Below are 22,989 nucleotides of genomic sequence, written 5' to 3'. Positions count from 1 at the left end.
TAATAGGCTTAGGAGCATTTTTGCTTTCATGGTTTAGGTAGGAGAAGAAACCTGATAAGCCATTTTGGATAGAGGAGAGGGGTTTTAAATAAAGCTTAATAATTCCATAAAGCACTGCCACACCTATAATAAGAAAAATAAGTCCTAAAATTACATCTTTAATAGCTGATTTATTAATACCTTCTGTATAATCTGTAGTAATTACTGATACTACAAGCGTCCATCCAAAAGGCAATTGTTTATAGTTTGCTTTTGCTGGCAAACCCCTTGCATTAATATAATCAATACTTGCTTCTTTGCTCTGTTTGAGTGCATTAGCTATATAGGTTTCTGCCTCATCCATTTTGCCATCAAGGATAAATTTAGGTAGCTTGTGGGAGACAATTTGTCCGCTTTCATCAAGAATAAAAATAGAAAGATGGGGTAATAAAGGATTTGCAAAACTTTTAAATTTTTCTTGAAAATATCCCATATTTAGATCTACACCAATCACGCCTTTTTCTCCATTTTGACTAAAAGGCAATACGATACTAAGAATATATTTCTTATTATTTACCTTTTTGACATCTGCTAGATAAATTCCTTTAGTTTCTTTAGTTTTCTTTAAAATTTCTCCAATCTCTTCAAAACTGTTATTTATTTCTCCCATCTTTAACATTTTGTTATTTTCTATATAAAAAAATGCACCTTCATAACCATTACCTTCCACCAAAAAACGCAAAAATCCCTTTTGTGCCTCCTCATCATATAAAGTATTCTCATCTACCATCTCTTGCAAGGCTATGCTTAGTTGTTGCATAACTTCAAGATTTAATTTTTCATTAACAATCTCATAGCTTGATTTTAAAATACTTTGTTGCAAACTACCATAAATTTCTGTTGTGCTTGTCTTAATACCAAGATAACCCAAATATGAAGTAATCCCCATAATAATAACAAAAGTTACTATAATAAAACTTGAAATTTTAAGCGTGATAGATTTCACCCTTTCCTCCTTTTTCTATGCTCTCCCCCTTGCATAGCTTATAAATAAAATATTTTTCATTATAACAAATTTTTGTTAATTTATTTTTTAACTAAGAATAGAATAATTTAAAAATAATTTTAAAAAATCTTTTAAAAAGTTGAAATAAATTATTTCTTGCTTTTTTCTACAAAAAAAATTATAATTTTCTTGATGAAAAATTTGATTATTTATCTGTTTTTACTAGTCCTTTTTACTTCTTTGAATGCACAAAATACAGAGAACATTTTATTAAAAGAGATTTTAAATAAGAATTTCAAAGAAAATTTCTCAAAAACTCCAAAAGGTGAAGAGTTTTTTTTAATTTCACCAAAAAAGCTTCAAAAGTCCTGCCTAAACAATAATGCCAAAGATTGTAACGCCTTGGCCTATGAATTTATATCTGGAGTGCGTTTAGATTATAATATAGATTTTGCCTATATTCTTTATAAAAAAGCCTGTAATCTTAAACATCTTCCATCTTGTGCTATTTTGAACGATTTAGATTTTGAGCTTAAAAACATTGATGCAAAAACCTTTCAAACAAATTTAGACAATTTTCTCCTTCAAAAAGTCCCCAACGCATTATTTCACCAAGCTTCAGTTCTCCTTACAAAAGATAAAAAGGAAGCCTTTGCTTTTGTGAAAGAAAATTGTGATTTAGGTATTATAGAGATGTGCGGAGGACTTGGCTATCTATATTTTAAAGCAGAAGAAATAGGAATCAAGCAAGACTTACAAAAAGCAAGAGAATTAAGCTCTAAAGCATGCAAGAAAAATGAAAAATTTTGCTTTGCACAAGCCTTTATAGAAATAAATGATAATCCCACTTTAGCCTATGAGCTTTTTTTAAAATCTTGCAAAGCAGGATATTATGATTATTGCTACTATTCCTTGCCTAAAAACACTAAAGATAAAAATCTAAAACTCTATCTTTTGCAAATTTCTCTGCAAAGCTACAAAACTAAGTGCAAAAGGCAATTTTCCTATGACACAAAATCATGTGCTTATGCTAGAGATATAAAAAACTACATTGAAGAGCTTTCCTTTTCTAGCCGACCTTTTTAAAAAGCTCTTTTGTGTTGCTAATAATTTGCTTTTTTAGCTCTTCTTTAGAGATTTCTAAAATCTCGCTCATTTTTTCCAAAACCAAAGGAATATAGCTAGGCTCATTCCTACTGCCTCTAAAGGGGTGTGGAGTGAGATAGGGTGCATCTGTCTCTAAAAGCAAAGCGTTTAGAGGGATTTTAGGCAAAACCTCTACAAGCTTTCTTGCATTTTTAAAGGTTAAAACCCCACCAATCCCATAAAAAAAGCGGTGCTTTGCTAAAGAAAGAAGCTGTAAATCTGCATTAAAACAATGTAAGACCCCACCATTTAAATCCTTTGCATACTCACTTAAAATCTCCAAACTATCATTACTAGCTTCCCTAATATGCACAATTAGTGGAAGTTTGTATTTAATTGCTAGTTTAATTTGTGCGATAAAGACTTTTTTTTGCACCTCTTTAAGTTCTTCTTTGGATTTTAGCCCCATTTGCTCTAGTGCCTCATCTATTCTATAATAATCTAGCCCGCATTCTCCAATAGCCACGCACTTTTCATCACTTATAAAACTTTCTAAAAATTCTTCATCATAAAGATGTGCGTAATTTGGGTGCAATCCACTTGCAAAATAAATTTCCTCATATTTATGGGCTAATTCTTTGGCTCTTTGCAAATCTTGCGGATGTGCTGCTGGGATAATAAAACGCGTAATTCCCTGCTCTTTTGCACGGTTTATCATCAAATCAAAATCCTCTTCATAAACCAAATCATCTAAATGACAATGTGTATCACAAAGCTCCATTTTATTTCCTTAAATGTTTTTATGCTAAAATCATACCCAAATTATCTTAAAAAGCTAAGGATTTTTGATGTTTACAGGCTTAATAAGAGAGTTTGCTAAAGTGCAATCTTTACAAAATAACCTTCTTGTTTTAGAGGCTACTTATAAACCTAAAATTGGCGATAGTATCGCTGTAAATGGTGCTTGTCTCACCGCAGTAGAAATTCATGCAAAAGGATTTAGCCTAGAGCTAAGTGAAGAAACACAAAACAAAATCGCCATAGAAAACTATAAAGATTTAGTGCATATTGAGCCTGCTTTAATGCTTTCAGATAGACTAGATGGACATATTGTGCAAGGACATATTGATGGAATTGGGATAATTAGCAAAATTGTGCCTCATAGTATTGGCACTGACTTTTACATTAGCCTAAATAGTGAACTTTTAGAGCTTTGCATTCCAAAAGGTAGCATAGCAATCAATGGAGTTAGCCTAACCATCAATGAAGTTTTAGAAGATAAAATCCGCCTAACAATTATTCCCCACACTCTAAAACAAACACTTTTTACTCGCTATCAAGAAGACTGGAGAGTAAATATAGAAACTGATATGTTTGCAAGAATGCTAAAACACTTTCTAGACAACAAAAATAAAAATAAATTAAGCTGGGAAAGCATAGACAAAATCTTAGGAAGCTACTAATGAAACCTACACAAAAAGCCGTCGCCCTAGCCTATGAGCAAAATAAACAACGCGCCCCAAAAGTCCTAGCAAAAGGAGAAGGATTACTTGCAGAACGCATTATAGAAAAGGCAAAAGAATTTGATATACCCCTCTTTCAAAGCAAAGCATTGGTAGATTCGCTTATTCATTTAGAGATTGATGAGGAGATACCACCTGAACTCTATAAAGCTGTAGTAGAAGTATTTATCTGGCTCTACAAAACAGAAGCAAAAGCACAAGCAAGCAAGGGCTAAAGCCCTTTTTGCAATAAGCTTTCTAATTGTTTAATTTTTATTATCCTTGCTAAATATTTCTTATTCAAAACCTTTTCCAAAAAGTTCTTCTTCAACAATAGCACAAATAATATGTCCAATAACAATATGAGACTCTTGGATTCTAGGAGTGCAAGAACTAGGCACTTTGATGCAAATATCACAAAGCTCGTTCATAGCTCCACCACTTTCTCCGCTTAAGCCTATGCTAAAAATTCCTTTTTCTTTGCAAACTTCTAAGGCCTTAATGATATTTTTACTATTTCCACTCGTAGAAATTCCTATAAAAATATCACCTTTGTTTCCTTGTGCTTGCACTTGTCTAGAAAATAAATTTTCATAACCATAATCATTTCCAATAGCTGTCAATATGCTAGTGTCTGTGCTTAAAGCAATACTAGCAATACCTGGTCTATCAAAATAAAACCTACTTACAAATTCTCCCGCAATGTGTTGTGCATCAGCCGCACTTCCGCCATTTCCTGCTAGTAAAGTTTTGTTACCATTTTTATAAGCTTTTATGACTTCTAGGGAAGCTTTTTTGATAAGCTCTACTAAATTATCATCGTTTAAAATTTTAGTTTTAACTTCTATGGAATCTTGGATTTGATTTTTAATATAATTTTCTAAATTTCGCATAATTACTCCTATTATATATAAAACAATTATACAAAAATTTGCTTTGTATAAAATAATATCAAAAGTTTTAAAATCCCTCTTTAAAGCAAGAGAGATTTAATTTTTAAGGCAAATGATATTTTGCAATAAGTTTTTGCAAGGTTTTATCTTCTTGCATTTTTATAAGTTCGTCATTAATTTTCTTAAGCAAAAGCCTATCTTCCTTTCTTAAACCAATTCCATAACCATTGCTACTTTCATTTTCATAATGAAAAACCTCTATGTCTTGATACATACCTAAATGCTCCATAACAATAGAATTATCAACCACTAAAACATCAATTACCCCTTCATTTAATTGCCTAAATAACTTTTCTGTTTCCTCTAATGGCACAATGAAGCTGGAATATTTTTTAATCTCTTGTTCTTGCACACTCCCCTTTCTTACACCTATTTTCATTCCATTTAAATTAGATATTTCTTTTATATAAATACTATCTTTATGTCTTAAATAAGCAGTTTTTGAAAAATAATAAGGTTGTGTAAAATCAATCAATTTCAGTCTCTCTGGAGTGATAAACAAAGAAGAGGAAATCAAATCAATTTTTTTATCCAAAAGTGCACCAATGAGCTCATTAAATTCATACTTTGTTTCCCACTTGATTTTTAAATTTAAACGCTTAGATAGCTCTTCTATAAGCTCTATATCAAAACCACTAAGTTTTTCTTGTTTGTCTTTAAATTCAAAAGGAAAATAATTAGGCGCAACGCCCACTTTTAAAGTCTCACCATCATCAAAACAAGCACTAAAAAATAGACTTAATATGATTAAAATTATTTTTTTCATCACTTCTCCTTAAACATCCAAACGCTTATAATAAAGCATTTCAACACCATTATCAATCTTTTTAAAATCAATAGAGGCACATTATAAATATCACTGGATTGCACCCAGACTAAGCCATCATTGTAAATATAACAATTTCTTCCATTTTCTGCTTCTATATCATTATAGATATCAAAACTATCTTGGGAACTTTTACCAGGCAAATTTAAACGCAAAGGAAGTCTATAAGAGCTGACCATTGTTTCATAAGCTTGAGATATGCTTTTGTCCTTAAAATAGTATTTTCTTATGCTTACCTCCGAACAAGAATCACACAAATTAGCATAAGCAAAACCAAACTGATCTTTTTTGGGAGAATTTTGATTGAAGGGTTGATTGAGTAGTTGATAATAACGCATAGTGGAAGCAGAATGCCTTTGAATTTTACCAGCATATTGCTCACATATTCCACTAAAAGTAGCATTTTGATTAAAAATCGCTCCAGTTTCATAAAGCTCATCTAAACTAGCAAAACCTGTAAAATTAGCTATAATAGAACTCATCAAAAGTCCTGCTAAAGTTATTGTTGTTTTTGTAAATTCCATAAATATCCTTTTTAGAATTTACACTAAACATAGAATTTTTTATCCTCTAAAATTATACTACAAAATGTTTAAAGATATTTTTGAAAAGAAGAACAAGGCAAAAGCTTTTTAGCCTTTGCCTTAAAATTTAGTCTTTGAGAGTTATTTTTCCATAATAATAAAGCTTAGAATTTTCACCAACTTGTTTTAAGATAAAAATAAATTCTTCACCCTTTTGCGGAATAGATTTAATCCAAAGCTCATTAGGATTTTTGTAAATATAGCAAGTGTGTCCATCATTTTCATTTCCAACACTTACTTGAAATTTCAAAGCATCTTCAGCATTTACCTTAGGTAAAATACTTCTTATTTTAATATTTTCATTATTTTTAAGAATGCTTTTTAAATTTTCATAAGCATTTTGCAAAGAAGTATTTTTAAACTCATACAAACGAATAAAAGCATCGGCTTTACCAGCATTTAAATTTAAGTAAACAAAATCATTTTTATTTACTTCTTTGCCTTCTTTAAGAAAAAAAGGATAAACATCGCCGATATCTTTCTTGTTAATTTCTTCCATATAAGTTTCGCATTTTTGCGTTAAGGTATTTTGCTCTTCAATAATACCTGTAATATCTGCAAAAACAATACTACTAAATAAAACAACAATTGCTAAAAGTCTTGCAAAAAACATTTTATCTCCTTGAATTTGTAAAATTTAAAAAACATAGAGCTTCTTTATCCAAACAAAATTGTATATCAAAAATAATAAAAAAGTCAAATATATTTTTTAATATAAAAAATACAAAAAAATTATAAAAACTCTTGACAAAAGCATAGTGATTATTCAAATGCTTTAAGCATTTGAATAATCACTATTAGTGATTATTATATGATATGCAAAATTAATTTAAAAGGTTAAAAAATGAACAATGGTGCAAATCAATCTTTAAGTGATATTATTATCTCTATTGCAAAATCTGTTGCACAAGCACAAAGCGATGTGGAAGAATCTCAACTTTCTCACCTCTTTACTTTTTTTGAAAGAAAATTTAAAAAAGATAAAAAAGGAGAAGTTACAGATGAACTATTACCAGGAATTTTCCCAAAAAGATTAAAAATTGGAATTCCCGATTCTGATTCTAAAAACTTCAAAACCAAATATTATAGTGTTCCTTATATCAATCTTTTACCCATTACACCTATCCATATAGAAAAAATTAAGACAGAATTTGATGTAAGTCTAGTAGGTTTGGATAATTCTGCCCATACAAATCAAGAGGAAATGAAAGATTTTAATGATTTACCCTCTTTAAAAATTGATGTAGTGGGTGCAGGCTTTGGCAAAGAAAAAGGATTGTCTGCTCACATCTCTCTTACTATGTGCAAACATGATCTTCCTGAGGGAACTTCAAGAATGATCAATGAACTTATTAATAACGCTCAAGGTTATCAAGAAGATCTAATCTTAAGAAAGGAGGTAACAAACGATGTAGAAAATAAAGAAAATTAACAAAAAACAAAATTAAAAACAATAAATACAAATTATAAGGAGTAAAAATGCCAACAGAAATAGCTAATCAATTTTCAGGATTACCGATGGCTTCTTTAATTGGAGGCCCTTTACAAGCAGCTTGTGATGCACAATTACAACTCGCAAATGCCACAGCAAATTTCATTAAAACTGTGGGAATGAAAGAAGATGGGGAAACCATTAGAACAGCAGATTTTCACTATGAACGCATCAATGAAGATGGAAGCACTCAAAAAATGAGTATCCAAGCTCCACTGCTTACTATTGTAAAAGTTCCTAGTCTAGCAATCAATAGCTTAGATATTACTTTTGATATGGAGGTTAAAACCGCCGAAGAATCAAAAGAATCCAGCGATAAAAGCGGAACTTTAGATGCTGAAGCTTCCATTGGCTTTGCCTGCTTTAAAGCAAGAGTTTCTGTAAAAGGTTCTATTAGCTCTCATAAAGAAAACACTAGAAGAACAGATACTTCTGCAAAATATCATGTGGAATTGCATGCTAGAGATGATGGAATGAGTGAGGGTTTATCAAGAGTTTTAGATATTATCCAAAACTCTATACAACCAAAAGCAGAGGGTGCAACAAAGCAAATAGAAAATGCACAAACTGCTAATGAAGAGCAAAGTGTAACAGAATAAAAATAATTTGTCAAATATTTTAAGGAGTAGCAATGGCTAAAATTTTTGATTTAAGTTCAGTGGGTTTTATCAAAAGAATCACTTTAGGACAAAAAGACACAAAGTCCGTATATACCGAAGAACAAGCCAAACAAGATATGGAATTTCTCAACAAATGTTTAAATAATTTTCCCAAAGGACACATTATAGCTTGCGAGAAAAACTTTAATGTTTTAAATCTCGGAGAACATCAAGTGGTGCAACAATGGGTTGTATATCACATAGGATTTGAGAAAAAGCCTTTATGGATGGAAAATCAATGAAAAAAGCCATCTCTTTGCAATATTTTGTTTTTCTTTTGCAAAATGAAAAGGTGTTTTGTGAAGAAAAGCTTGAAGAGTTTTCTAAAAGAAAATATAAAAAACTAGCTTTTTTAATAAAAAAACGCCTTGATATTCCGCTAGAACTAGCATTTAGAATGCTTTTTTATCCAAATTATACACTAAACATAGAGCTTAGTTTTAGCGTTTATAAAGAAAAGCAAGATAGATATTTGACTAAAAAGCCAAATTTTTTTAAGCGAATATTAAAACATTTTAGCACACACAAAATCACGATAAGTAATCAAAAATTGCTTTTAGATGATGAGCTTATAAATGATGATTTGGCCCAAAAAATTTGGCTTATACTATAAGGAGAGAAAAATGGAAAAACATCACATTATACCAAGATCAATTTACCATATTTTATTGGGAGAGAAATATAGATTGCTTGAAGAATCTATTATAGAATTAGCCAACCAAAAAACAGCTCGCCCAAAACCAGGAAAGATACTTTACCATTCAGCACACCCAAATTATACGCTTCAAATTGAATCGTTATTAGATGATTTACATATTGATGAAAATACAGATGTAGAAACCTTAAAAGAATTCATTGAAGTAATCTATAATTATTTAGATGAAATAAATAACGATCCTGAAGGTGGTGAAGTGGTAAGTATTGATGAGATTAGTCTTGCACATTTAATCCAATAGGAGTAAAAATGAATCTAACACAAGAAAATTTAAATAAAGCCGGGATAAATCTCAATTTAAACACTTTACTATCTTTATTTGAAAAATATGAAATAAGCACGCTAAATCGCATTTGCGGCTTTTTAGCTCAATGTGCCCATGAAAGCGGAAATTTTAAATTTAAAGAAGAGAATCTAAACTATAGTGCAAAAGCCCTTTTAGCGGTTTTCCCAAAATATTTTGAAAGTATAGATAAGGCAAAAGAATACGAGAGAAAACCTGAAAAAATCGCTAGTAAAATTTATGCAAATCGTATGGGAAATGCAGATGAAGCCAGCAAAGAAGGCTACAAATACCGAGGAAGAGGCTTTATCCAGCTTACAGGCAAAAACAACTATGAAAATTTTGCCAAAAGCATAGGTAAAAGTTTAGATGAGGCACTTGAGTATTGCTTAAGTGATGAAGGAGCTTTGGAATCAGCACTTTATTTTTGGAAAAAAGAGAATTTAAACGAGCTTTGCGATAAAGATGATATCAAAACAATGACTAAAAAAATCAATGGTGGTTTTAATGGCTTAGAAGATAGGGAAAGCAAATATAAAAAATTCAAGGAAATATTTGCTTAAGTTTAATAGTCTTGGATTTTTCAAGACTATTAGTTTTCCTAGGTCAAAGTCTATTTTTTATGTATAAAAAGTTTATTTTTTAACAAAAAATATAAAATTTTATTTTAATTCCGACTCTTTAATTTTTAAATTTATAATAAAAGTATTTTTATTATAAAGCTTTTTTAGTTTTTTCAGACCTTCTTTTTATTCTAAAATATATCTTTAGGCATAAATTTGATACAAATTTAATTTATGTTTTCATTATGCATTATTTAACCAACTATTCTTACGCTTTAATTTTAGTAAATTTTTCCATAAAATAAAATTGTTTAATATTCGAATATATCTCAAATTGACACTATTTTATTTTTTGAAAAAATACCAAACGATAACGACATTAATCTTTGCAAATCTATCAAATTATTTATCAATAATTCTAAAAACAACCTTTTATAACTTTGTTATCTGAGAGTTGATAAACACTCTATAATCTTTAGGCACACCAATATCTATAAAATAATCTTCAAAAATTTCAGCTCTAGCCTTTAAAACTCTAAAATTTTCTTGCAAAAAACTTTCAAAAGAAAACTTAGATTCCAGCGAAAAACTTTTAAAAATATCTTTAGCTAAAAGATAAATTCCACCATTAATAAAACCTTGCTTTACAAATTCCTTTTCTTTAAAAGATTTGATAAAATTTCCATCAAGCTCCACTGCTCCATATCTGTCAAAATCTTTCATGGTTTTTAAAGCAAGGCAAATTTTACTCTCACACAATTTTAATTTAAACAAATCAATATCAAAAAAAGTATCACCATTTAATACAAAAGCCTCTTTTTCTACCAAATTTAAGGCTTGTTTAATCGCTCCACCAGTTCCTAAAGGCTCTTTTTCTATGCTGTATTTTATTTTAATGCCTAAAAACTCATCTTTAAAATACGCCCTTATAATTTCATATTTATAAGAAACTGCCAAAATTACTTCTTTTATATCTTGTTTTTTAAGATATTCAAAGATAAATTCCAAAAAAGGTTTGCCATTTATCGGTGCCATGGGTTTTGGGATATCGCTAATCACACTTTTAAGCCTTGTGCCCAAACCCCCACATAAAACTATAGCTTGCACCCAAAACCTTTTCCAAAAAGTTCTTCTTCAACAATAGCACAAATAATATGTCCAATAACAATATGAGACTCTTGGATTCTAGGAGTGCAAGAACTAGGCACTTTGATGCAAATATCACAAAGCTCGTTCATAGCTCCACCACTTTCTCCGCTTAAGCCTATGCTAAAAATTCCTTTTTCTTTGCAAACTTCTAAGGCCTTAATGATATTTTTACTATTTCCACTCGTAGAAATTCCTATAAAAATATCACCTTTGTTTCCTTGTGCTTGCACTTGTCTAGAAAATAAATTTTCATAACCATAATCATTTCCAATAGCTGTCAATATGCTAGTGTCTGTGCTTAAAGCAATACTAGCAATACCTGGTCTATCAAAATAAAACCTACTTACAAATTCTCCCGCAATGTGTTGTGCATCAGCCGCACTTCCGCCATTTCCTGCTAGTAAAGTTTTGTTACCATTTTTATAAGCTTTTATGACTTCTAGTGAAGCTTTTTTGATAAGCTCTACTAAATTATCATCGTTTAAAATTTGTTCCTTTACGCTGATACTATCTTTAAAATGTTCTTTGATATATAAATTTAAATTCTCCATGATTTTGCCCCTTCTTTAGTAAATGAAAAATCTTGCACATAGCCTTGTTCCTTGTTTAAAGCTTTGATTAAGTTGTATTTTTTGGTTGGATCTACAAAGAAAAACATAAATCCACCTGCTCCAGCACCACTAGTTTTTCCGCTATAAGCTCCATTTTGCATGGCCAAGTGATAAATTCTTTCGAGCTCATCATTACTTACAATTTCAGAAATAATCTTTTTAGATTGCCAAGATTTATTCAAAATAGCCGCCAAAGTATCAAATCTGGCTCTAAATAAAGCCTCTTTCATATCAATTGCATCTTGCTTTATTGCATGCATAGCCTCTAAGGATTTACCGCCTCCAAGCTTTCCTTTTTTATGTTCTTCTATATCTTTTGCTTCTCTTGTGATATTGGTAAAATAAAGCACAATACGCGATTCTAATTCACTTGCTATCCAATTTTTTATACGCAAAGGATTAACAATCACTCTTTTTTGATCATAAAATTCCATAAAATTAAAACCACCAAAAGTGGCAGCATACTGATCTTGCGCACCGCCTACTATGCCCATATCTTCGCGTTCTATTTCATAAGCAAGTTTAGCGATTTCATACTCGCCTAAAGGTAAATTAAGCCATTCAACAAAAGCTTTTATAACCCCTACAACTAAAGTAGAACTACTGCCTAAACCGCTACCACTTGGCACATCAGAATAAGTATGCAAAGAAAAACTCAATGGTTCTTGTGTAAAGTCTTTTACAATGCGGTTATAAATGCTTTTAAAAATATCTAATCTTCCATCATTTTCCAAATGCTCTTTACTTTCATATTCAGCAAAACCTTCAGTATCTGGAGAATCAAAAATGATTTTGTTATCATTTCTTTCTATTAAAGTACAATGAATATGAAGTGAAATTGTGGCATTTAACACATAGCCTGTGTATTTATCACAATACAGATTAATATCAGTCCCTCCACCTGCTAAACCAAGACGAAGTGGAGTTTGAGAACGAATTATTTTCATAATTTCACCTATTTAGTGGGATGTTGCCTTTTTTAATCTCATCCCTCCAATGATTTAATAAATCTTCAAACATCTTTCTAGCTGGAATTTCAGGCTTCCAATTGATATAACTTTTGATTTTTGTATTATCAAACATTTGATAATCCGCATCAATAGGGCGAAGTCTTTCTTCATCTTGCTCTACTTTGATATCTTTTTTTGTTGAAAATCCTAAAAGTATATCTATGACTTCAGGAAGCTTAAAAGCTTCTTCCCCTGCTATGTTAAAAGCTTCTCCACAAGGCACTTTACCTTTTGCGCTTTCTAATGAAAGCAAATAATAAGCTCTTATGGCGTCACGACAATCTTGAAAAGTTCTCACACTCGATAAATTTCCCACTTTTATAATAGGCTCTTGATAACCCGCTTCAATCAATGCAATTTGTTTCGCAACAGTACTTTCAAAAAATACATCACTTCTTCTTGGACCACTATGAGTTCCCATTCTAGTAACAAAGGTTTTGATACCATAAGCCTCACCGTAAAATCTTCCTAAATAATCAGTTCCAATTTTACTTATACTATAAGGACTTGCCCCATGAAAAGGTGTTTCTTCATTTAGCTTTATACCCACTTTTGCACGCCCATAAACTTCACTAGATGAGCATACATGCACTACTGGATCATAGCCATCTTTGGCTTTTAGTAATCTAATGTTTTCTAAGATATTTGCTGTGCCTATGATATTAGTTTGTAAAGTTTCGATAGGTATATCAAAAGAAGTTTTTGGGTAAGATTGTGCTGCTAAATGAAAAATCACATCAGGACGCTTGGTTTCAAAAAGCTTTTGAATACTAGAATAATCATTTAAATCCGCATAAAAAATGCTGATTCTGTCTTTTTTATTGATCCTATCATTTAAATGATAAATATTTTCCATACTTTCTTGCCAACGCATCATGCCAATAACTTCATAATCTGTATTTTCCAATAGAAAATCCGCCATTTGTGAACCAACTTGCCCAGTAAAACCAGTGATTAATGCTGTTTTTTTATCCACTTTTTATTCCTAACATGTAAAATATTTCAATATTAAAACATATATTTTATTACTATTTGCTTTATTTTTTCAAATATTTTTCAATCATTATTGACAATCCCTGTTCTAAAGTGGTTTGCTTTTTAAACCCTAGTTTATTAAATTTTTCTTGCGACATAACTTTTTTTAGCGTTCCATCATTTTTGCCTACATTATTCTCAAAGATAATCTCTCCTTTATAATGAAGTAATTTTCCTATCAAAAAAGAAAGTTCTTTTATACTTATTAAACTATTGCTAGTAAAATTCACAACAGAGCTAATTAACTCGCCATCTTTACTATATTCACATAAATCTTTAAAATTAATATTTTTTGCCAAATGTATGCAAAATTGTGCCAAATCATCCGCAAAAGCAAATTCTCTTGAAGCTATTCCGGTTCCAATCATCTTAATATGATCTTCAAAAATACCATATTTTCTGCAATATTTTACTGCTTCATCTTTATCATTAATCTGCAAATCATTGCACAAAGCAGAATAATTTTTCTCATTTAATTGCTTGGCTAAGTAAATTTTGCGAAAAATAGCAGCCTGCACATGAGAGTCCTCTAAATCAAAATTATCGTTTTTGCCATAAATGCTAGTTGGAGCAACACATAAAAAATCCTTGTTTTTTTCCAAGTTAAAATATTCACAAAGTTTAATGCCAGCTGTTTTAGCAATAGCATACGCTTCATTATTGGGCTGAAAAACACCTGTTAGCATAGAGCTTTCTTTGATGGGCAAAGGTGTATCTTTTGGATAAACACAGGCAGAAGCCAAATATACAAGTTTTTTAACATTATGATTAGCACTTGCAAAGATAACATTATTTTGCATCATTAGATTATTATATAAAAATTCTGCTGGATATTTTTTTTGCTTTATAAAACCCCCAACAAAAGCAGCACTAAAAAATACATATTCGGGTTTTTCTTGGTTAAAAAACTCTTCTACAGCACTTTGATTTATCAAATCTAGCTCAGAATGAGTTCTATAAACAATGTTCTTATAACCCTCTTCTTGTAATTTTTCTAAGATAGCAGAACCCACTAATCCTTTATGACCCGCTATATAAATTTTAGAATTTTTATCCATGACTTTTTCCTTGCATTGCCAAAATATCTCTTTCTGAAAGAATTGGTGCTTTTGTGGGCCAATCAATTCCTATTCTTTCATCATTCCACGCATATGTAAATTGATCATTAGCATCCACATACTCGCCTTCATATGCCCATTTATAATAATATAAAGCATCATATTTGGAACTAACATATTGAGCATTGCCAAAATAAGGTGGAATTAGAATTAGCTGTGGATTTTCTTTGTTAATAATAAAACGTTCCCATTTGAGATAAGTTGATGAATCTTTTCTACAATCAACCACAACTTGATGAACTTCTCCATAGACACAAGTCACTAATTTCCAAGATTTATGATCTCCATGAATACCCCTTAAAACATTGGGTCTTGAAAGGGTAAATTTATCCAAAACAAAATTAAGCCCATCTGGAAGAAGATTGCCTAAATTTTCTTGTGAAAAAACAGACCAAATATCACCTCTTAAATCGCTAAATTTGTTTGGAGTGATGATATAAACGCCTTTTAATTTTTTTGATTCTTGAATATCGAATGCCATAGCCATTATGCAACCTCCAAATTGACTTGAGATTGCACTTTTAGTCTATATCTATTATTGAAAATCTGTATTTTAGAAATTCTAAAGAAACTTTTAAAGAGATGAGCTACTAAAAGCCCCCCCCCCCCGCAGGATAATTTTTCAAATACCATTTATACATCATTTTTATTCCTTGTTCTAAATTTATTTTGTGTTTCCAGCCCAGAGAGTGGATTTTAGAGCAGTCTGTAAGTTTTTGCATAACACCATTGGGACGATTTACATTAAATACAATCTCACCTTTAAAACCCACAATATCTTTTACTAATCTTGCCAATTCTTTAATACTGATATTTTCATTAGGACCTATATTTATATGTGTATTAGTAATTGCCTTCTTACCATTTACCAAATCTTTAAAATCAATATTTTTCATTATAAAAATCACAGCTTCTGCTAAATCTTGGCCATGCAGAAACTCTCTAGTTGGTTCTCCTGTTCCCCAAATTTCTACACTATTTTCATCAACTCCAAAGGTTTTTAAATACTCTTTTGCCTCACTTAAAGAATTCATTTTTAAATCCCTCAACAATTCTTTTTCTTCGCCCTCACTGAGCAATTTTGCTAAATGAAATTTTCTAAGCATAGCAGGCACTACATGAGCTTTTTCAAGATCAAATTTATCATTGTTTCCATATAAATTTGTAGGCGTAATTGCTATAAAATTTGTGCCATGTTGCAAATTATAACTTTCACAAAGCATAAGTCCCGCAATTTTTGCAATAGCGTAAGGCTTATTAGTATATTCTAAATCCCCTAACAACATTTGATTTTCATTTGTTGGTAAAGTTGCATTTTTTGGATACACGGTAGTTGAAGCAATAAAAAGCAATTTTTTTACTTTATGTAAAAAAGCATTATGAATCACATTGCATTCTATCATTAAATTTTGATAAATAAAATCCGCACGATAAGTATTATTAGCAGCAATTCCACCTGCTTTTGCCGCAGATAAAATCACATATTCTGGTTTTTCTTGTTTGAAAAATTCTTCTACAGCTTTTTGATCTGTCAAATCAAGTTCAGAATGTGTTTTAAAAATTAAATTATGATAACCTTTATTTTTTAAATTTTCCAGTATTGCAGAACCCACTAAACCTCTATGCCCTGCAATGTAGATTTTAGAATCTTTATTCATATATTTTCCCTTTCTTCAAATCGCAATGGAATTTCAGGATTAGAAGCAAATGAAGGACAATCAAGCCCTTCAATATTACCTGCTATTTTTCTATATCCATTTTGCAAAAACTTGCCTGCAATATCTTTTCTTAAATAACTCACTTCAATCGTTGTGCTCCAAAAAAGATCGCGAGAATAAAAGATTTTTCCATGGTTGTTTAAATGTGTGTGGATAGGCACAAAATATTCTCTTATTCTCTCTAGCTGTTTTGTGCGTAGTTCCACCCCATCTTGCTCCTCTGGATTACACCCATGAAATTCAAAAATAATTTGTGTAAAGTATTTATTTAAAAGCCCTATATCAATTCCCTCTAGCATTTCCCATTCAGAATTTTCTATATCACATTGCAAAATATTTGCTTTATTTTTATCTAAATTATTATCTTTCAAAACTTGTGATAATGTAATCGTATTGTCATCATTTACACTGCCTATAAATTTTTTGTGAAAAATGATATTTTTATGATTGTAAGGAGATTTTTCAATACTCGCATCGTATTCTATAACTTGATAGCCCTTTTTTGCCATTTCTAAATCCCAAGGAGAACTTTCGCTAACACCTAAAGATAAGGCTTTGCTATCCATTAAGCCCCCCCCCCCCCGCAAGGTTAAGCCATACATAACATAGCCACCATCACTTTTTCCACCCATACGCACTAGCTCTTCATTTGGCATTACAAGTGGTTGAATCAACTTTAAATATTTTAAAATATTCTCATAGCATTGTTCATTATGGTTTAGTCTAATATAATTTCTATCTCTATCTTGTAAAAGCATAAGTAAAATTTGTTTATCATCTTCATTGATTTTAGAATTTACTATAATATTTGACATTAAATTACAATAAGCTAACTGATTACTAAAATCCACTTTTTTATTAAGCTCTGTTAAAAGTTTTTCTAAATTTTGCATTTTTATTCTCCGTTTTTACTTGCTAAAATATCTCTCTCTGAAAGAATAGGATTTTTAGTAGGCCAATCAACTCCTATTCTTTCATCATTCCAGGCATAGGTAAATTGTTCATTTGCATCAACATAATCTCCATTGTATGCACATTTGTAATAATACACAGCACTTTCACTACTAACATAATGTGCATTTCCAAAGCCTGCTGGAACTAAAATAATTTGCTGATTGTCTTGATTTATTATAAATTTTTCATGCTTTAAATAGGTTGGTGAATCTTTTCTGCAATCAACCACAACTTGATGTATTTCTCCATAAACGCAAGTTGCTAGTTTATATGTTTTAACATCTCCATGAATTCCACGAATTACATTGTGTTTTGAATGTATAAATTTATCATGTATAAATTTTAATCCATTTGGCAGTAGTTTATCTACAACTTCACTCGTAAATGCTGTCCAAATTTCACCTCTTAAATCTCTAAATTTATTTGGAGTTATCACATACACACCTTTTAATAGTGAGGATTCTTTAATATCAAACCCAATAGCCATTATGCAACCTTTAAGACTTGCCTAAAGGTTGCAGTAAGGTTATTAAATTTAAGACTATTTAAATCCCCCCCCCCTATAACTTTATTTAATAACTCTATTTGCTCACTAATGCTAAATTGATGATTGCCTACAAAAAATCCTTTTTCGTGAATATATTTGGCATTTTTAAGCTCATTATGGATTTCATAATCAAAATATTTAATCACTTCATTTTGCGTAAAATCACCAGTAGCTATAGGACGATACTCTATATCATTTTCTTCTAATTTTTTAATAATATCTTTTCTTTGCACTTTGGAATTTGGTCTAATTACCAATGAAAATCCAAACCACGAACTATTTCCGATTTCTTTTTGTATAATAAAATCAGGGTGATTTTTAAAATAATCACAAAATAACTTTGCATTTTCCCTACGATATTGCAAAAACATAGGCAATTTTTTAAGTTGTTCTATACCTATAGCCCCGCTCATTTCTACAGGACGCACATTATATCCTGGTAAAACAAAACGAAATGATTCACTAAACCAATCATCACTTTTATTTGCTACTTTATTTTCTTTTGGTAAATTTCTAGTCCATCCATGTGCCCTTAAACAAAGTAGTACATGATACAATTCCTCATCATCGGTCACTACAAATCCACCTTCCATTGTGGCCATATGATGAGAGAAAAAAGTAGAAAAAGTTCCCATAACACCAAAAGTTCCAGCTTGTTTTCCTTTATATTCAGCACCCATTGATTCACAATTATCTTCAAGCAAGACAATATCTTTATCTTTTATCATATCTTTAATTACATCAAAATCATTAGGATTTCCTAAAAGATTTACTACCATAATCATTTTTGTTTTATTACTAATTGCACTTTTTAAACTTTCTAAATCATAATTTAAAGTTTCTAAATCAATATCAACAAATTTAAGCTTTAAGCCATATTGATAAAGTGGATAGTAAGTGGTACTCCAAGATACCGCAGGAACTATAACTTCATCTCCTCTTTTTAATTTAGGATTTTTTGTGTAAAACAAAGCTGCAGTTGCAATTAAATTTGCGGTAGATCCTGAACTTGTCATAACCGCATATTTAGAACCCACAAAAGTAGCAAAATCTTTTTCAAATTCGGCTACTTTTTTACCCATAGTAAACATATCACTTTTAATAACTTCTTGTATTGCTTGCAATTCTTTTTCATCCCAAGTAGATGAAGCTAATGTGTATTTTTTCATTTATTTACTCCTTTATTTTTTACATACCATTCATACATCATTTTATTTCCTTATTCACAAATTTACTTCACAACTATCAATCAAACATAAAGCTTTTTAAAACCATCTAGTTCATCTTAATTATAATAAGCGCATTAATCTTTTTGCAATTCTATGTATTAAAACCAAATACTATATTTTCATCTTTTCTTGCTTAAAAAACAATAATCTGTCCTTTTTACAAATACGATATATTTCAAAATTTTATGTAATTTTTTCTTTAATTGAAAATTTTTATCATCAAAGTCCTTAACTATATGATTTTTTTGCATCTTAATTTTGAACAACCATAAATCCCTCATAATATGAGCTTCAAATTCATGTTAAACCTTCATTAATCTTGATAAAAATACACAGCCACACTCTTTACTTTCTAGAGATGTTTAGCCACTACCCACTAAAACCACTTTTTAAATTTTCATTTCTTGCATCTCATTTTTTGTAATCATTGTATTTCTTATTGTTTATTTTCCACTTTATTGCAGATATATCCTTAAAATAAAATTTCAAATATCCACCCTTATACCAAGTTTTATGAGCTTTAATAAAAGCTTCTCCCAATTTATAAGCATAACATTCTTTCTCTTTTAAGGCTTCTTTATAGTCAGGGTAAGCTTCTAAAGGAGGTAGTTTTGCAGAAGGATCTTTTTTTATTTTTTCTTGATAAATTTTTTGTTCTTGTTTATGTTTATCTTTTATATAAGATAATACAAAAGGCATTCTTATATAACCTAATAAAGATTTAGAATTTGCTATTAAAGCTTGTCCTATTTTATAGGATAATTGGTTTTGGATTCTTGCTTTGGCAGTTCCGTATTTAGTTTGAAAGGATAATTGATTATTTTGTGCCCGAATATCTTGCATTAAGGCTTGTATCCTACTATTTTTTTGAACCAATGCTTCTTTGTTCTTATTTAGCTTTTCTGTCATATTATTTTGCAGAGCATTAAGTTGAACTATATTAGCTTTTATTGTTGTGTCTTTTTTTCTAACATTGCTATTATCACTTTCTTGATGCTCCTTATCAATCATAGCGTTACAAGAAAAGCTCTGAGTTTCAATCAAAAAATTAAAAAAATATTTTAAATACATTCTAGCCTCACAACATGTCTCAGTAATTAAAATTTCATAATTAATTTTTGATAAATTTTGCCCTACAAAAAAATCATCAATATCTTTATTATCTTTCATATAAAATTCTATCATAAATATACAATACAAAAAGAATCCATAAGTGCTTTTTTTACAATTTACCACAAATTCATCAAAATAAGTATCTCTAGATAATTGAAATTTAGCAAAATAATTACTTTGAATACTTAAAATCAATCTTTTAAAGTTACTAGAACTTAAAAACTCTCTTCTAATAATTTCATCAGCCAAATCATACTCTCCAAAAGCATAATGGCAAAAAATTTGTAAAATTAAAAAAGTAGAATTTTCTTCATTATGCTCAAATCCACATTTACTCCAATAAATATATTCTTCCTTTGTTAAATTATTTTTACCATTAATCAAAAGCGATAAGATATCAAAAGAAATATGCTGATTAGGTATCTTTATTTTTATCTGTGAATCAAGACCCAAATAACAAGTTTTAACAATTTTACACAACTCTTCTTGTCCAATTAAATTCTTATAAGACACAATCTCATTTTCTCCAATATAAGAAGCTGAAATTGAAAATCCAGAATGTGAAGCTATAATCTTCTTACATTGAGACATAAACATCATATCAAAAAAAGCTTTTTCATATTTATCATAATATTTTTCATAAAACAAGGAAACAGTTTTTACATTATATTTTTGTTTTAAAAAATGCTCTATTTCAATATCTTGAACTATAAAAACAATTTTATCTGGTTGAAATCTTTGCAACAATTCTATAGCAATAGGCAAAGGAGTTGTTTTTACAACTAAATTAATTCTTTTATTAAAATTCGCATAAACTATATCTCCTCCTCTTAAATGTACCGCTACAACATCTTTTAATTTTAAAGATTGGATTTTATCAATAATGTTTTTATATTTTTTAGAAAAATCAATAAATTCAAAAGCTTGTTTATAACTAAAAGTCTTCCACCGATTTTCAACATTATATTTTTTGCAATAATTCACAAATTCTTGGTTTTGAACATAGCCTCGAAAATTAACAAATTTTTCATAATCCTCAAAAAAATTTCTATAAGTCCCTACAGTTTCTTTAGGTAATTCATTAAGGTAATATTTTCTTATAAAATCTTGAGAAAAAACATGCTCTTTTGGCTCTACTGCATGATATTCATTGTTACGCTTCCAATCCCATCTAAAATAAAAATCTTCCCCAAAAGCTTGAGATATTTTTATAGCATTCAACATTGCAGCCAACCTACATCCAAAACCATCGTTATTTAAAGCTAATATATTCTTCATCCTGCATGCCTAAAAAAATTTTTTTATTTTTTTAAATAAACTTTCTTTATTAGTTTGAACAACATCTAAAGCATGGGCATAAGATAACAATTTTTCATCTTTTATCAAAGTATCTAGATATTTTTGCCAATTTTTAATAATCTTTTCTGATTTTTTATATTTATCTCTTTCCCACTTCTCAACAAAGTCTATATCTTTCTCATTCATTGGTTCAATATACAAAAATAATCTAGTTTTATAATCTTCTCTATATTTTTGCGGAATAAATTCAATACTCTTACTATACCATCTTGTCATCCAAGATGTATCTTCATTTTCATTTCTAATTCTATTCCCAAAATGAACAAAAAAATCATCATCCACAATATTATCTACTATAAATCTATACACATTTTCATGCCTAGAAATATCATATCTATATATATGCGAAAGCACTTCTCTGCTATTAATATTGTCTAATAACTCGTCTTGAGATATTTTATTACCACTTAAAGCACTTGCTAGTGTATGCTTTCTAAAACATTTAACACACTTACCACAAGGCTTCTTATCATTACCTCGCATGCAAGAGCGTGTAAAATTTGAAACAGGATTTTTTAAATCTATAATAGCTGTGGCAACTTCTGTTAAACCTGCCGTTGGAAAAAATAATTCACAAGAAATATTTTCAAAAATCAAAAACCAACGATTATAAAAAATATTTTCACCAAAATTCTCAAACTTTTCAAGTCCCACTTTAAAAACCGATTCCATAACAGCACCTGAAGCAAGACTGTCAATTTTATAATAATCAGCTAACAGAATAAATGGTATATATACAGCCAGTGCTATAAATTGTTCATCATTATCCACAGGAAAGCCAACTGGACTTCTTAAATACTCTAAATTGGTAGGAACAGAATATACTTCTTCTTTAATGCTTTGCAAATCTCCCAAAGCACTCAAAGGAGCTGTTTTGTCATACAAATGCTTTTTAAAACTTGGCATAATTCTATCTAAAAACATAACTACTGTATTTTCTGGCATTAATGATAAAGCTGCCGTCGAATCAACTCCTCCACTATAAGCCAAACCAGGCCTACCATTACTAATTTTTCTCGGAACTATTTTGGAATCTTTTTTAGGAATATTAATATCAAGCTGTTTTTTCACTATATCTGAAAATTCGCTTGATACACTAAAAGGCAATACTAACTCTTCTGCTACAAAAGGATACACACACAAAAGAGATGCCATAGCCAACAAATCTGGATGTATCTCTTTTAAACTGATTTTTATTGGTAATTTAAAAAAACAACTTCTATTGTTCATATGGGGGGGGGGGGGCATCTATTGTAGCTTTTTTCTTCCTTACTATTTAAATAAAAATCAAAAAACACATAAGTATCATTTGCAGATATCTCAACTCTCATAAATAAACTCCTCTAAATTTTATTTTCTTTATAAGAAACTTGCATCTCTAATGGTGCCCAAAAAGTACGCTTCTTCAATGGAAATTCCAAATAAAAGTTCTCTTGAAGATTTGCATGCCACTGCTTAAATGAATCAAAATATTTTCTTCTGACAGCAGACATACCAG

Annotated in this window: 27 protein-coding genes; 9 read left to right on the top strand and 18 right to left on the bottom strand. The window is 30.0% G+C overall.

Translation table 11 applies throughout. The annotated features are described in order from the left end of the window. Nucleotides 1-985: cache domain-containing protein (locus B6S12_RS08930; protein ID WP_181451018.1), on the bottom strand; the 985-nt coding region annotated here is incomplete at its 3' end. Nucleotides 986-1,177: 192 nt separating this feature from the next. Between B6S12_RS08930 and B6S12_RS11540 the strand changes: the two genes are divergently transcribed. Then, nucleotides 1,178-2,071 carry an SEL1-like repeat protein gene (locus B6S12_RS11540; RefSeq protein WP_146239355.1) on the top strand — a complete coding sequence of 298 codons (894 nt, stop codon included), beginning with the start codon at nt 1,178-1,180 and terminating at the stop codon, nt 2,069-2,071. Here the strand turns inward: B6S12_RS11540 and B6S12_RS08920 are convergent. Further along, on the bottom strand, nt 2,055-2,852 hold the full coding sequence (locus B6S12_RS08920) for a TatD family hydrolase (protein WP_111230447.1): 798 nt from the start codon (nt 2,850-2,852) through the stop codon (nt 2,055-2,057). The genes B6S12_RS11540 and B6S12_RS08920 overlap by 17 nt on opposite strands. Nucleotides 2,853-2,919: 67 nt before the next feature. Here B6S12_RS08920 and ribE point away from each other — a divergent pair, with 67 nt between their 5' ends. Both ribE and B6S12_RS08910 read left to right on the top strand, forming a co-directional pair. Further along, nucleotides 2,920-3,534 carry a riboflavin synthase gene (gene ribE / locus B6S12_RS08915; RefSeq protein WP_111230446.1) on the top strand — a complete coding sequence of 205 codons (615 nt, stop codon included), beginning with the start codon at nt 2,920-2,922 and terminating at the stop codon, nt 3,532-3,534. Further along, nucleotides 3,534-3,809, top strand: coding sequence for an EscU/YscU/HrcU family type III secretion system export apparatus switch protein (locus B6S12_RS08910; protein ID WP_111230445.1), 276 nt, complete (start codon nt 3,534-3,536; stop codon nt 3,807-3,809). Before ribE ends, B6S12_RS08910 begins: the two co-directional genes overlap by 1 nt. 60 nt (nt 3,810-3,869) lie before the next feature. Here B6S12_RS08910 and gmhA2 (B6S12_RS08905) read toward each other — a convergent pair whose 3' ends face one another. The 4 genes from gmhA2 (B6S12_RS08905) to B6S12_RS08890 form a co-directional block, all read right to left on the bottom strand. Then, a complete protein-coding gene (gmhA2, locus tag B6S12_RS08905) occupies nt 3,870-4,466 on the bottom strand; it encodes a D-sedoheptulose 7-phosphate isomerase (protein WP_111230444.1) in 597 nt (198 codons plus the stop codon). Nucleotides 4,467-4,569: 103 nt separating this feature from the next. Beyond that, nucleotides 4,570-5,292, bottom strand: a complete 723-nt coding sequence (locus tag B6S12_RS08900) for a substrate-binding periplasmic protein (RefSeq protein WP_111230443.1) — start codon at nt 5,290-5,292, stop codon at nt 4,570-4,572. Next, a complete protein-coding gene (locus B6S12_RS08895) occupies nt 5,292-5,876 on the bottom strand; it encodes a hypothetical protein (RefSeq protein ID WP_111230442.1) in 585 nt (194 codons plus the stop codon). Before B6S12_RS08895 ends, B6S12_RS08900 begins: the two co-directional genes overlap by 1 nt. Nucleotides 5,877-6,003: 127 nt before the next feature. Continuing rightward, nucleotides 6,004-6,549, bottom strand: a complete 546-nt coding sequence (locus B6S12_RS08890; RefSeq protein WP_111230441.1) for a hypothetical protein — start codon at nt 6,547-6,549, stop codon at nt 6,004-6,006. 231 nt (nt 6,550-6,780) lie between these two features. Here B6S12_RS08890 and B6S12_RS08885 point away from each other — a divergent pair, with 231 nt between their 5' ends. The 6 genes from B6S12_RS08885 to B6S12_RS08860 are packed head-to-tail and all read left to right on the top strand — an operon-like array spanning nt 6,781 to nt 9,648. Beyond that, nucleotides 6,781-7,368, top strand: coding sequence for a DUF2589 domain-containing protein (locus tag B6S12_RS08885; protein ID WP_111230440.1), 588 nt, complete (start codon nt 6,781-6,783; stop codon nt 7,366-7,368). A 47-nt stretch (nt 7,369-7,415) separates the two neighbouring features. After that, the gene (locus B6S12_RS08880) at nt 7,416-8,027 is read left to right on the top strand and encodes a DUF2589 domain-containing protein (RefSeq protein ID WP_111230439.1); all 612 of its coding nucleotides are present in this window, start codon (nt 7,416-7,418) and stop codon (nt 8,025-8,027) included. A gap of 32 nt (nt 8,028-8,059) precedes the next feature. Beyond that, nucleotides 8,060-8,329: a hypothetical protein gene (locus B6S12_RS08875; RefSeq protein ID WP_111230438.1), complete on the top strand. Its 270-nt coding sequence runs from the start codon at nt 8,060-8,062 to the stop codon at nt 8,327-8,329. Then, on the top strand, nt 8,326-8,700 hold the full coding sequence (locus B6S12_RS08870; protein WP_111230437.1) for a hypothetical protein: 375 nt from the start codon (nt 8,326-8,328) through the stop codon (nt 8,698-8,700). Before B6S12_RS08875 ends, B6S12_RS08870 begins: the two co-directional genes overlap by 4 nt. A 10-nt stretch (nt 8,701-8,710) precedes the next feature. Then, nucleotides 8,711-9,043, top strand: a complete 333-nt coding sequence (locus tag B6S12_RS08865; protein WP_111230436.1) for a hypothetical protein — start codon at nt 8,711-8,713, stop codon at nt 9,041-9,043. Between the two features lie 8 nt (nt 9,044-9,051). Next, a complete protein-coding gene (locus tag B6S12_RS08860; RefSeq protein WP_111230435.1) occupies nt 9,052-9,648 on the top strand; it encodes a glycoside hydrolase family 19 protein in 597 nt (198 codons plus the stop codon). A gap of 432 nt (nt 9,649-10,080) precedes the next feature. Here B6S12_RS08860 and hddC read toward each other — a convergent pair whose 3' ends face one another. From hddC to B6S12_RS08800, 12 genes are all read right to left on the bottom strand, one after another. Beyond that, on the bottom strand, nt 10,081-10,755 hold the full coding sequence (gene hddC / locus B6S12_RS08855) for a D-glycero-D-manno-heptose 1-phosphate guanosyltransferase (RefSeq protein ID WP_111230434.1): 675 nt from the start codon (nt 10,753-10,755) through the stop codon (nt 10,081-10,083). Continuing rightward, nucleotides 10,743-11,348 carry a D-sedoheptulose 7-phosphate isomerase gene (gene gmhA2 / locus B6S12_RS08850; RefSeq protein ID WP_038815392.1) on the bottom strand — a complete coding sequence of 202 codons (606 nt, stop codon included), beginning with the start codon at nt 11,346-11,348 and terminating at the stop codon, nt 10,743-10,745. Before gmhA2 (B6S12_RS08850) ends, hddC begins: the two co-directional genes overlap by 13 nt. Next, nucleotides 11,336-12,355, bottom strand: a complete 1,020-nt coding sequence (gene hddA, locus B6S12_RS08845) for a D-glycero-D-manno-heptose 7-phosphate kinase (protein WP_111230433.1) — start codon at nt 12,353-12,355, stop codon at nt 11,336-11,338. The genes gmhA2 (B6S12_RS08850) and hddA overlap by 13 nt, the downstream gene beginning before the upstream one ends. Nucleotides 12,356-12,359: 4 nt before the next feature. Continuing rightward, entirely contained in the window at nt 12,360-13,394 is a 1,035-nt protein-coding gene (locus B6S12_RS08840) for a GDP-mannose 4,6-dehydratase (RefSeq protein ID WP_111230432.1), read from the bottom strand. A 61-nt stretch (nt 13,395-13,455) separates the two neighbouring features. Continuing rightward, the gene (locus tag B6S12_RS08835) at nt 13,456-14,511 is read right to left on the bottom strand and encodes an NAD-dependent epimerase/dehydratase family protein (RefSeq protein ID WP_111230431.1); all 1,056 of its coding nucleotides are present in this window, start codon (nt 14,509-14,511) and stop codon (nt 13,456-13,458) included. Further along, nucleotides 14,504-15,058 carry a dTDP-4-dehydrorhamnose 3,5-epimerase family protein gene (locus B6S12_RS08830; RefSeq protein ID WP_111230430.1) on the bottom strand — a complete coding sequence of 185 codons (555 nt, stop codon included), beginning with the start codon at nt 15,056-15,058 and terminating at the stop codon, nt 14,504-14,506. Before B6S12_RS08830 ends, B6S12_RS08835 begins: the two co-directional genes overlap by 8 nt. Before the next feature lie 103 nt (nt 15,059-15,161). Beyond that, complete coding sequence (locus B6S12_RS08825) at nt 15,162-16,229, bottom strand: GDP-L-fucose synthase family protein (RefSeq protein ID WP_111230429.1); 1,068 nt, start codon at nt 16,227-16,229, stop codon at nt 15,162-15,164. After that, nucleotides 16,226-17,182 carry an FkbM family methyltransferase gene (locus B6S12_RS08820; protein WP_111230428.1) on the bottom strand — a complete coding sequence of 319 codons (957 nt, stop codon included), beginning with the start codon at nt 17,180-17,182 and terminating at the stop codon, nt 16,226-16,228. The genes B6S12_RS08825 and B6S12_RS08820 overlap by 4 nt, the downstream gene beginning before the upstream one ends. Nucleotides 17,183-17,184: 2 nt before the next feature. Further along, nucleotides 17,185-17,730 (bottom strand): dTDP-4-dehydrorhamnose 3,5-epimerase family protein, encoded by a 546-nt coding sequence (locus tag B6S12_RS08815; protein ID WP_111230427.1) that lies wholly within the window; start codon nt 17,728-17,730, stop codon nt 17,185-17,187. Further along, complete coding sequence (locus tag B6S12_RS08810; RefSeq protein WP_111230426.1) at nt 17,730-18,959, bottom strand: DegT/DnrJ/EryC1/StrS family aminotransferase; 1,230 nt, start codon at nt 18,957-18,959, stop codon at nt 17,730-17,732. The genes B6S12_RS08815 and B6S12_RS08810 overlap by 1 nt, the downstream gene beginning before the upstream one ends. Nucleotides 18,960-19,430: 471 nt before the next feature. Continuing rightward, nucleotides 19,431-21,410: a hypothetical protein gene (locus B6S12_RS11535; RefSeq protein ID WP_245892639.1), complete on the bottom strand. Its 1,980-nt coding sequence runs from the start codon at nt 21,408-21,410 to the stop codon at nt 19,431-19,433. Between the two features lie 9 nt (nt 21,411-21,419). After that, nucleotides 21,420-22,721, bottom strand: a complete 1,302-nt coding sequence (locus B6S12_RS08800) for a DUF6395 domain-containing protein (RefSeq protein ID WP_111230425.1) — start codon at nt 22,719-22,721, stop codon at nt 21,420-21,422. Between the last annotated feature and the right edge of the window lie 268 nt (nt 22,722-22,989).

The organism is Helicobacter valdiviensis (assembly GCF_003245365.1).
Taxonomy (GTDB): domain Bacteria; phylum Campylobacterota; class Campylobacteria; order Campylobacterales; family Helicobacteraceae; genus Helicobacter_D; species Helicobacter_D valdiviensis.
The sequence above is the reverse complement of the archived record's forward strand: the minus strand, read 5'-3'. Positions and strand labels throughout refer to the sequence as shown.

Bases quoted from the DNA above. Each gene is read 5' to 3' on its own strand.
- B6S12_RS08800 (WP_111230425.1), bottom strand. From the start codon at position 22,721: ATGAACAATAGAAGTTGTTTTTTTAAATTACCAATAAAAATCAGTTTA.
- hddA (WP_111230433.1), bottom strand. From the start codon at position 12,355: ATGAAAATAATTCGTTCTCAAACTCCACTTCGTCTTGGTTTAGCAGGT.
- B6S12_RS08890 (WP_111230441.1), bottom strand. From the start codon at position 6,549: ATGTTTTTTGCAAGACTTTTAGCAATTGTTGTTTTATTTAGTAGTATT.
- B6S12_RS08900 (WP_111230443.1), bottom strand. From the start codon at position 5,292: ATGAAAAAAATAATTTTAATCATATTAAGTCTATTTTTTAGTGCTTGT.
- B6S12_RS08880 (WP_111230439.1), top strand. From the start codon at position 7,416: ATGCCAACAGAAATAGCTAATCAATTTTCAGGATTACCGATGGCTTCT.
- B6S12_RS08860 (WP_111230435.1), top strand. From the start codon at position 9,052: ATGAATCTAACACAAGAAAATTTAAATAAAGCCGGGATAAATCTCAAT.
- B6S12_RS08815 (WP_111230427.1), bottom strand. From the start codon at position 17,730: ATGGCTATTGGGTTTGATATTAAAGAATCCTCACTATTAAAAGGTGTG.
- gmhA2 (WP_038815392.1), bottom strand. From the start codon at position 11,348: ATGGAGAATTTAAATTTATATATCAAAGAACATTTTAAAGATAGTATC.
- B6S12_RS08820 (WP_111230428.1), bottom strand. From the start codon at position 17,182: ATGCAAAATTTAGAAAAACTTTTAACAGAGCTTAATAAAAAAGTGGAT.
- gmhA2 (WP_111230444.1), bottom strand. From the start codon at position 4,466: ATGCGAAATTTAGAAAATTATATTAAAAATCAAATCCAAGATTCCATA.
- B6S12_RS11540 (WP_146239355.1), top strand. From the start codon at position 1,178: ATGAAAAATTTGATTATTTATCTGTTTTTACTAGTCCTTTTTACTTCT.
- B6S12_RS08835 (WP_111230431.1), bottom strand. From the start codon at position 14,511: ATGGATAAAAATTCTAAAATTTATATAGCGGGTCATAAAGGATTAGTG.
- B6S12_RS08895 (WP_111230442.1), bottom strand. From the start codon at position 5,876: ATGGAATTTACAAAAACAACAATAACTTTAGCAGGACTTTTGATGAGT.
- B6S12_RS08910 (WP_111230445.1), top strand. From the start codon at position 3,534: ATGAAACCTACACAAAAAGCCGTCGCCCTAGCCTATGAGCAAAATAAA.
- B6S12_RS08810 (WP_111230426.1), bottom strand. From the start codon at position 18,959: ATGAAAAAATACACATTAGCTTCATCTACTTGGGATGAAAAAGAATTG.
- B6S12_RS08830 (WP_111230430.1), bottom strand. From the start codon at position 15,058: ATGGCTATGGCATTCGATATTCAAGAATCAAAAAAATTAAAAGGCGTT.
- B6S12_RS08865 (WP_111230436.1), top strand. From the start codon at position 8,711: ATGGAAAAACATCACATTATACCAAGATCAATTTACCATATTTTATTG.
- B6S12_RS11535 (WP_245892639.1), bottom strand. From the start codon at position 21,410: ATGAAGAATATATTAGCTTTAAATAACGATGGTTTTGGATGTAGGTTG.
- B6S12_RS08870 (WP_111230437.1), top strand. From the start codon at position 8,326: ATGAAAAAAGCCATCTCTTTGCAATATTTTGTTTTTCTTTTGCAAAAT.
- B6S12_RS08920 (WP_111230447.1), bottom strand. From the start codon at position 2,852: ATGGAGCTTTGTGATACACATTGTCATTTAGATGATTTGGTTTATGAA.
- B6S12_RS08825 (WP_111230429.1), bottom strand. From the start codon at position 16,229: ATGAATAAAGATTCTAAAATCTACATTGCAGGGCATAGAGGTTTAGTG.
- ribE (WP_111230446.1), top strand. From the start codon at position 2,920: ATGTTTACAGGCTTAATAAGAGAGTTTGCTAAAGTGCAATCTTTACAA.
- B6S12_RS08885 (WP_111230440.1), top strand. From the start codon at position 6,781: ATGAACAATGGTGCAAATCAATCTTTAAGTGATATTATTATCTCTATT.
- B6S12_RS08875 (WP_111230438.1), top strand. From the start codon at position 8,060: ATGGCTAAAATTTTTGATTTAAGTTCAGTGGGTTTTATCAAAAGAATC.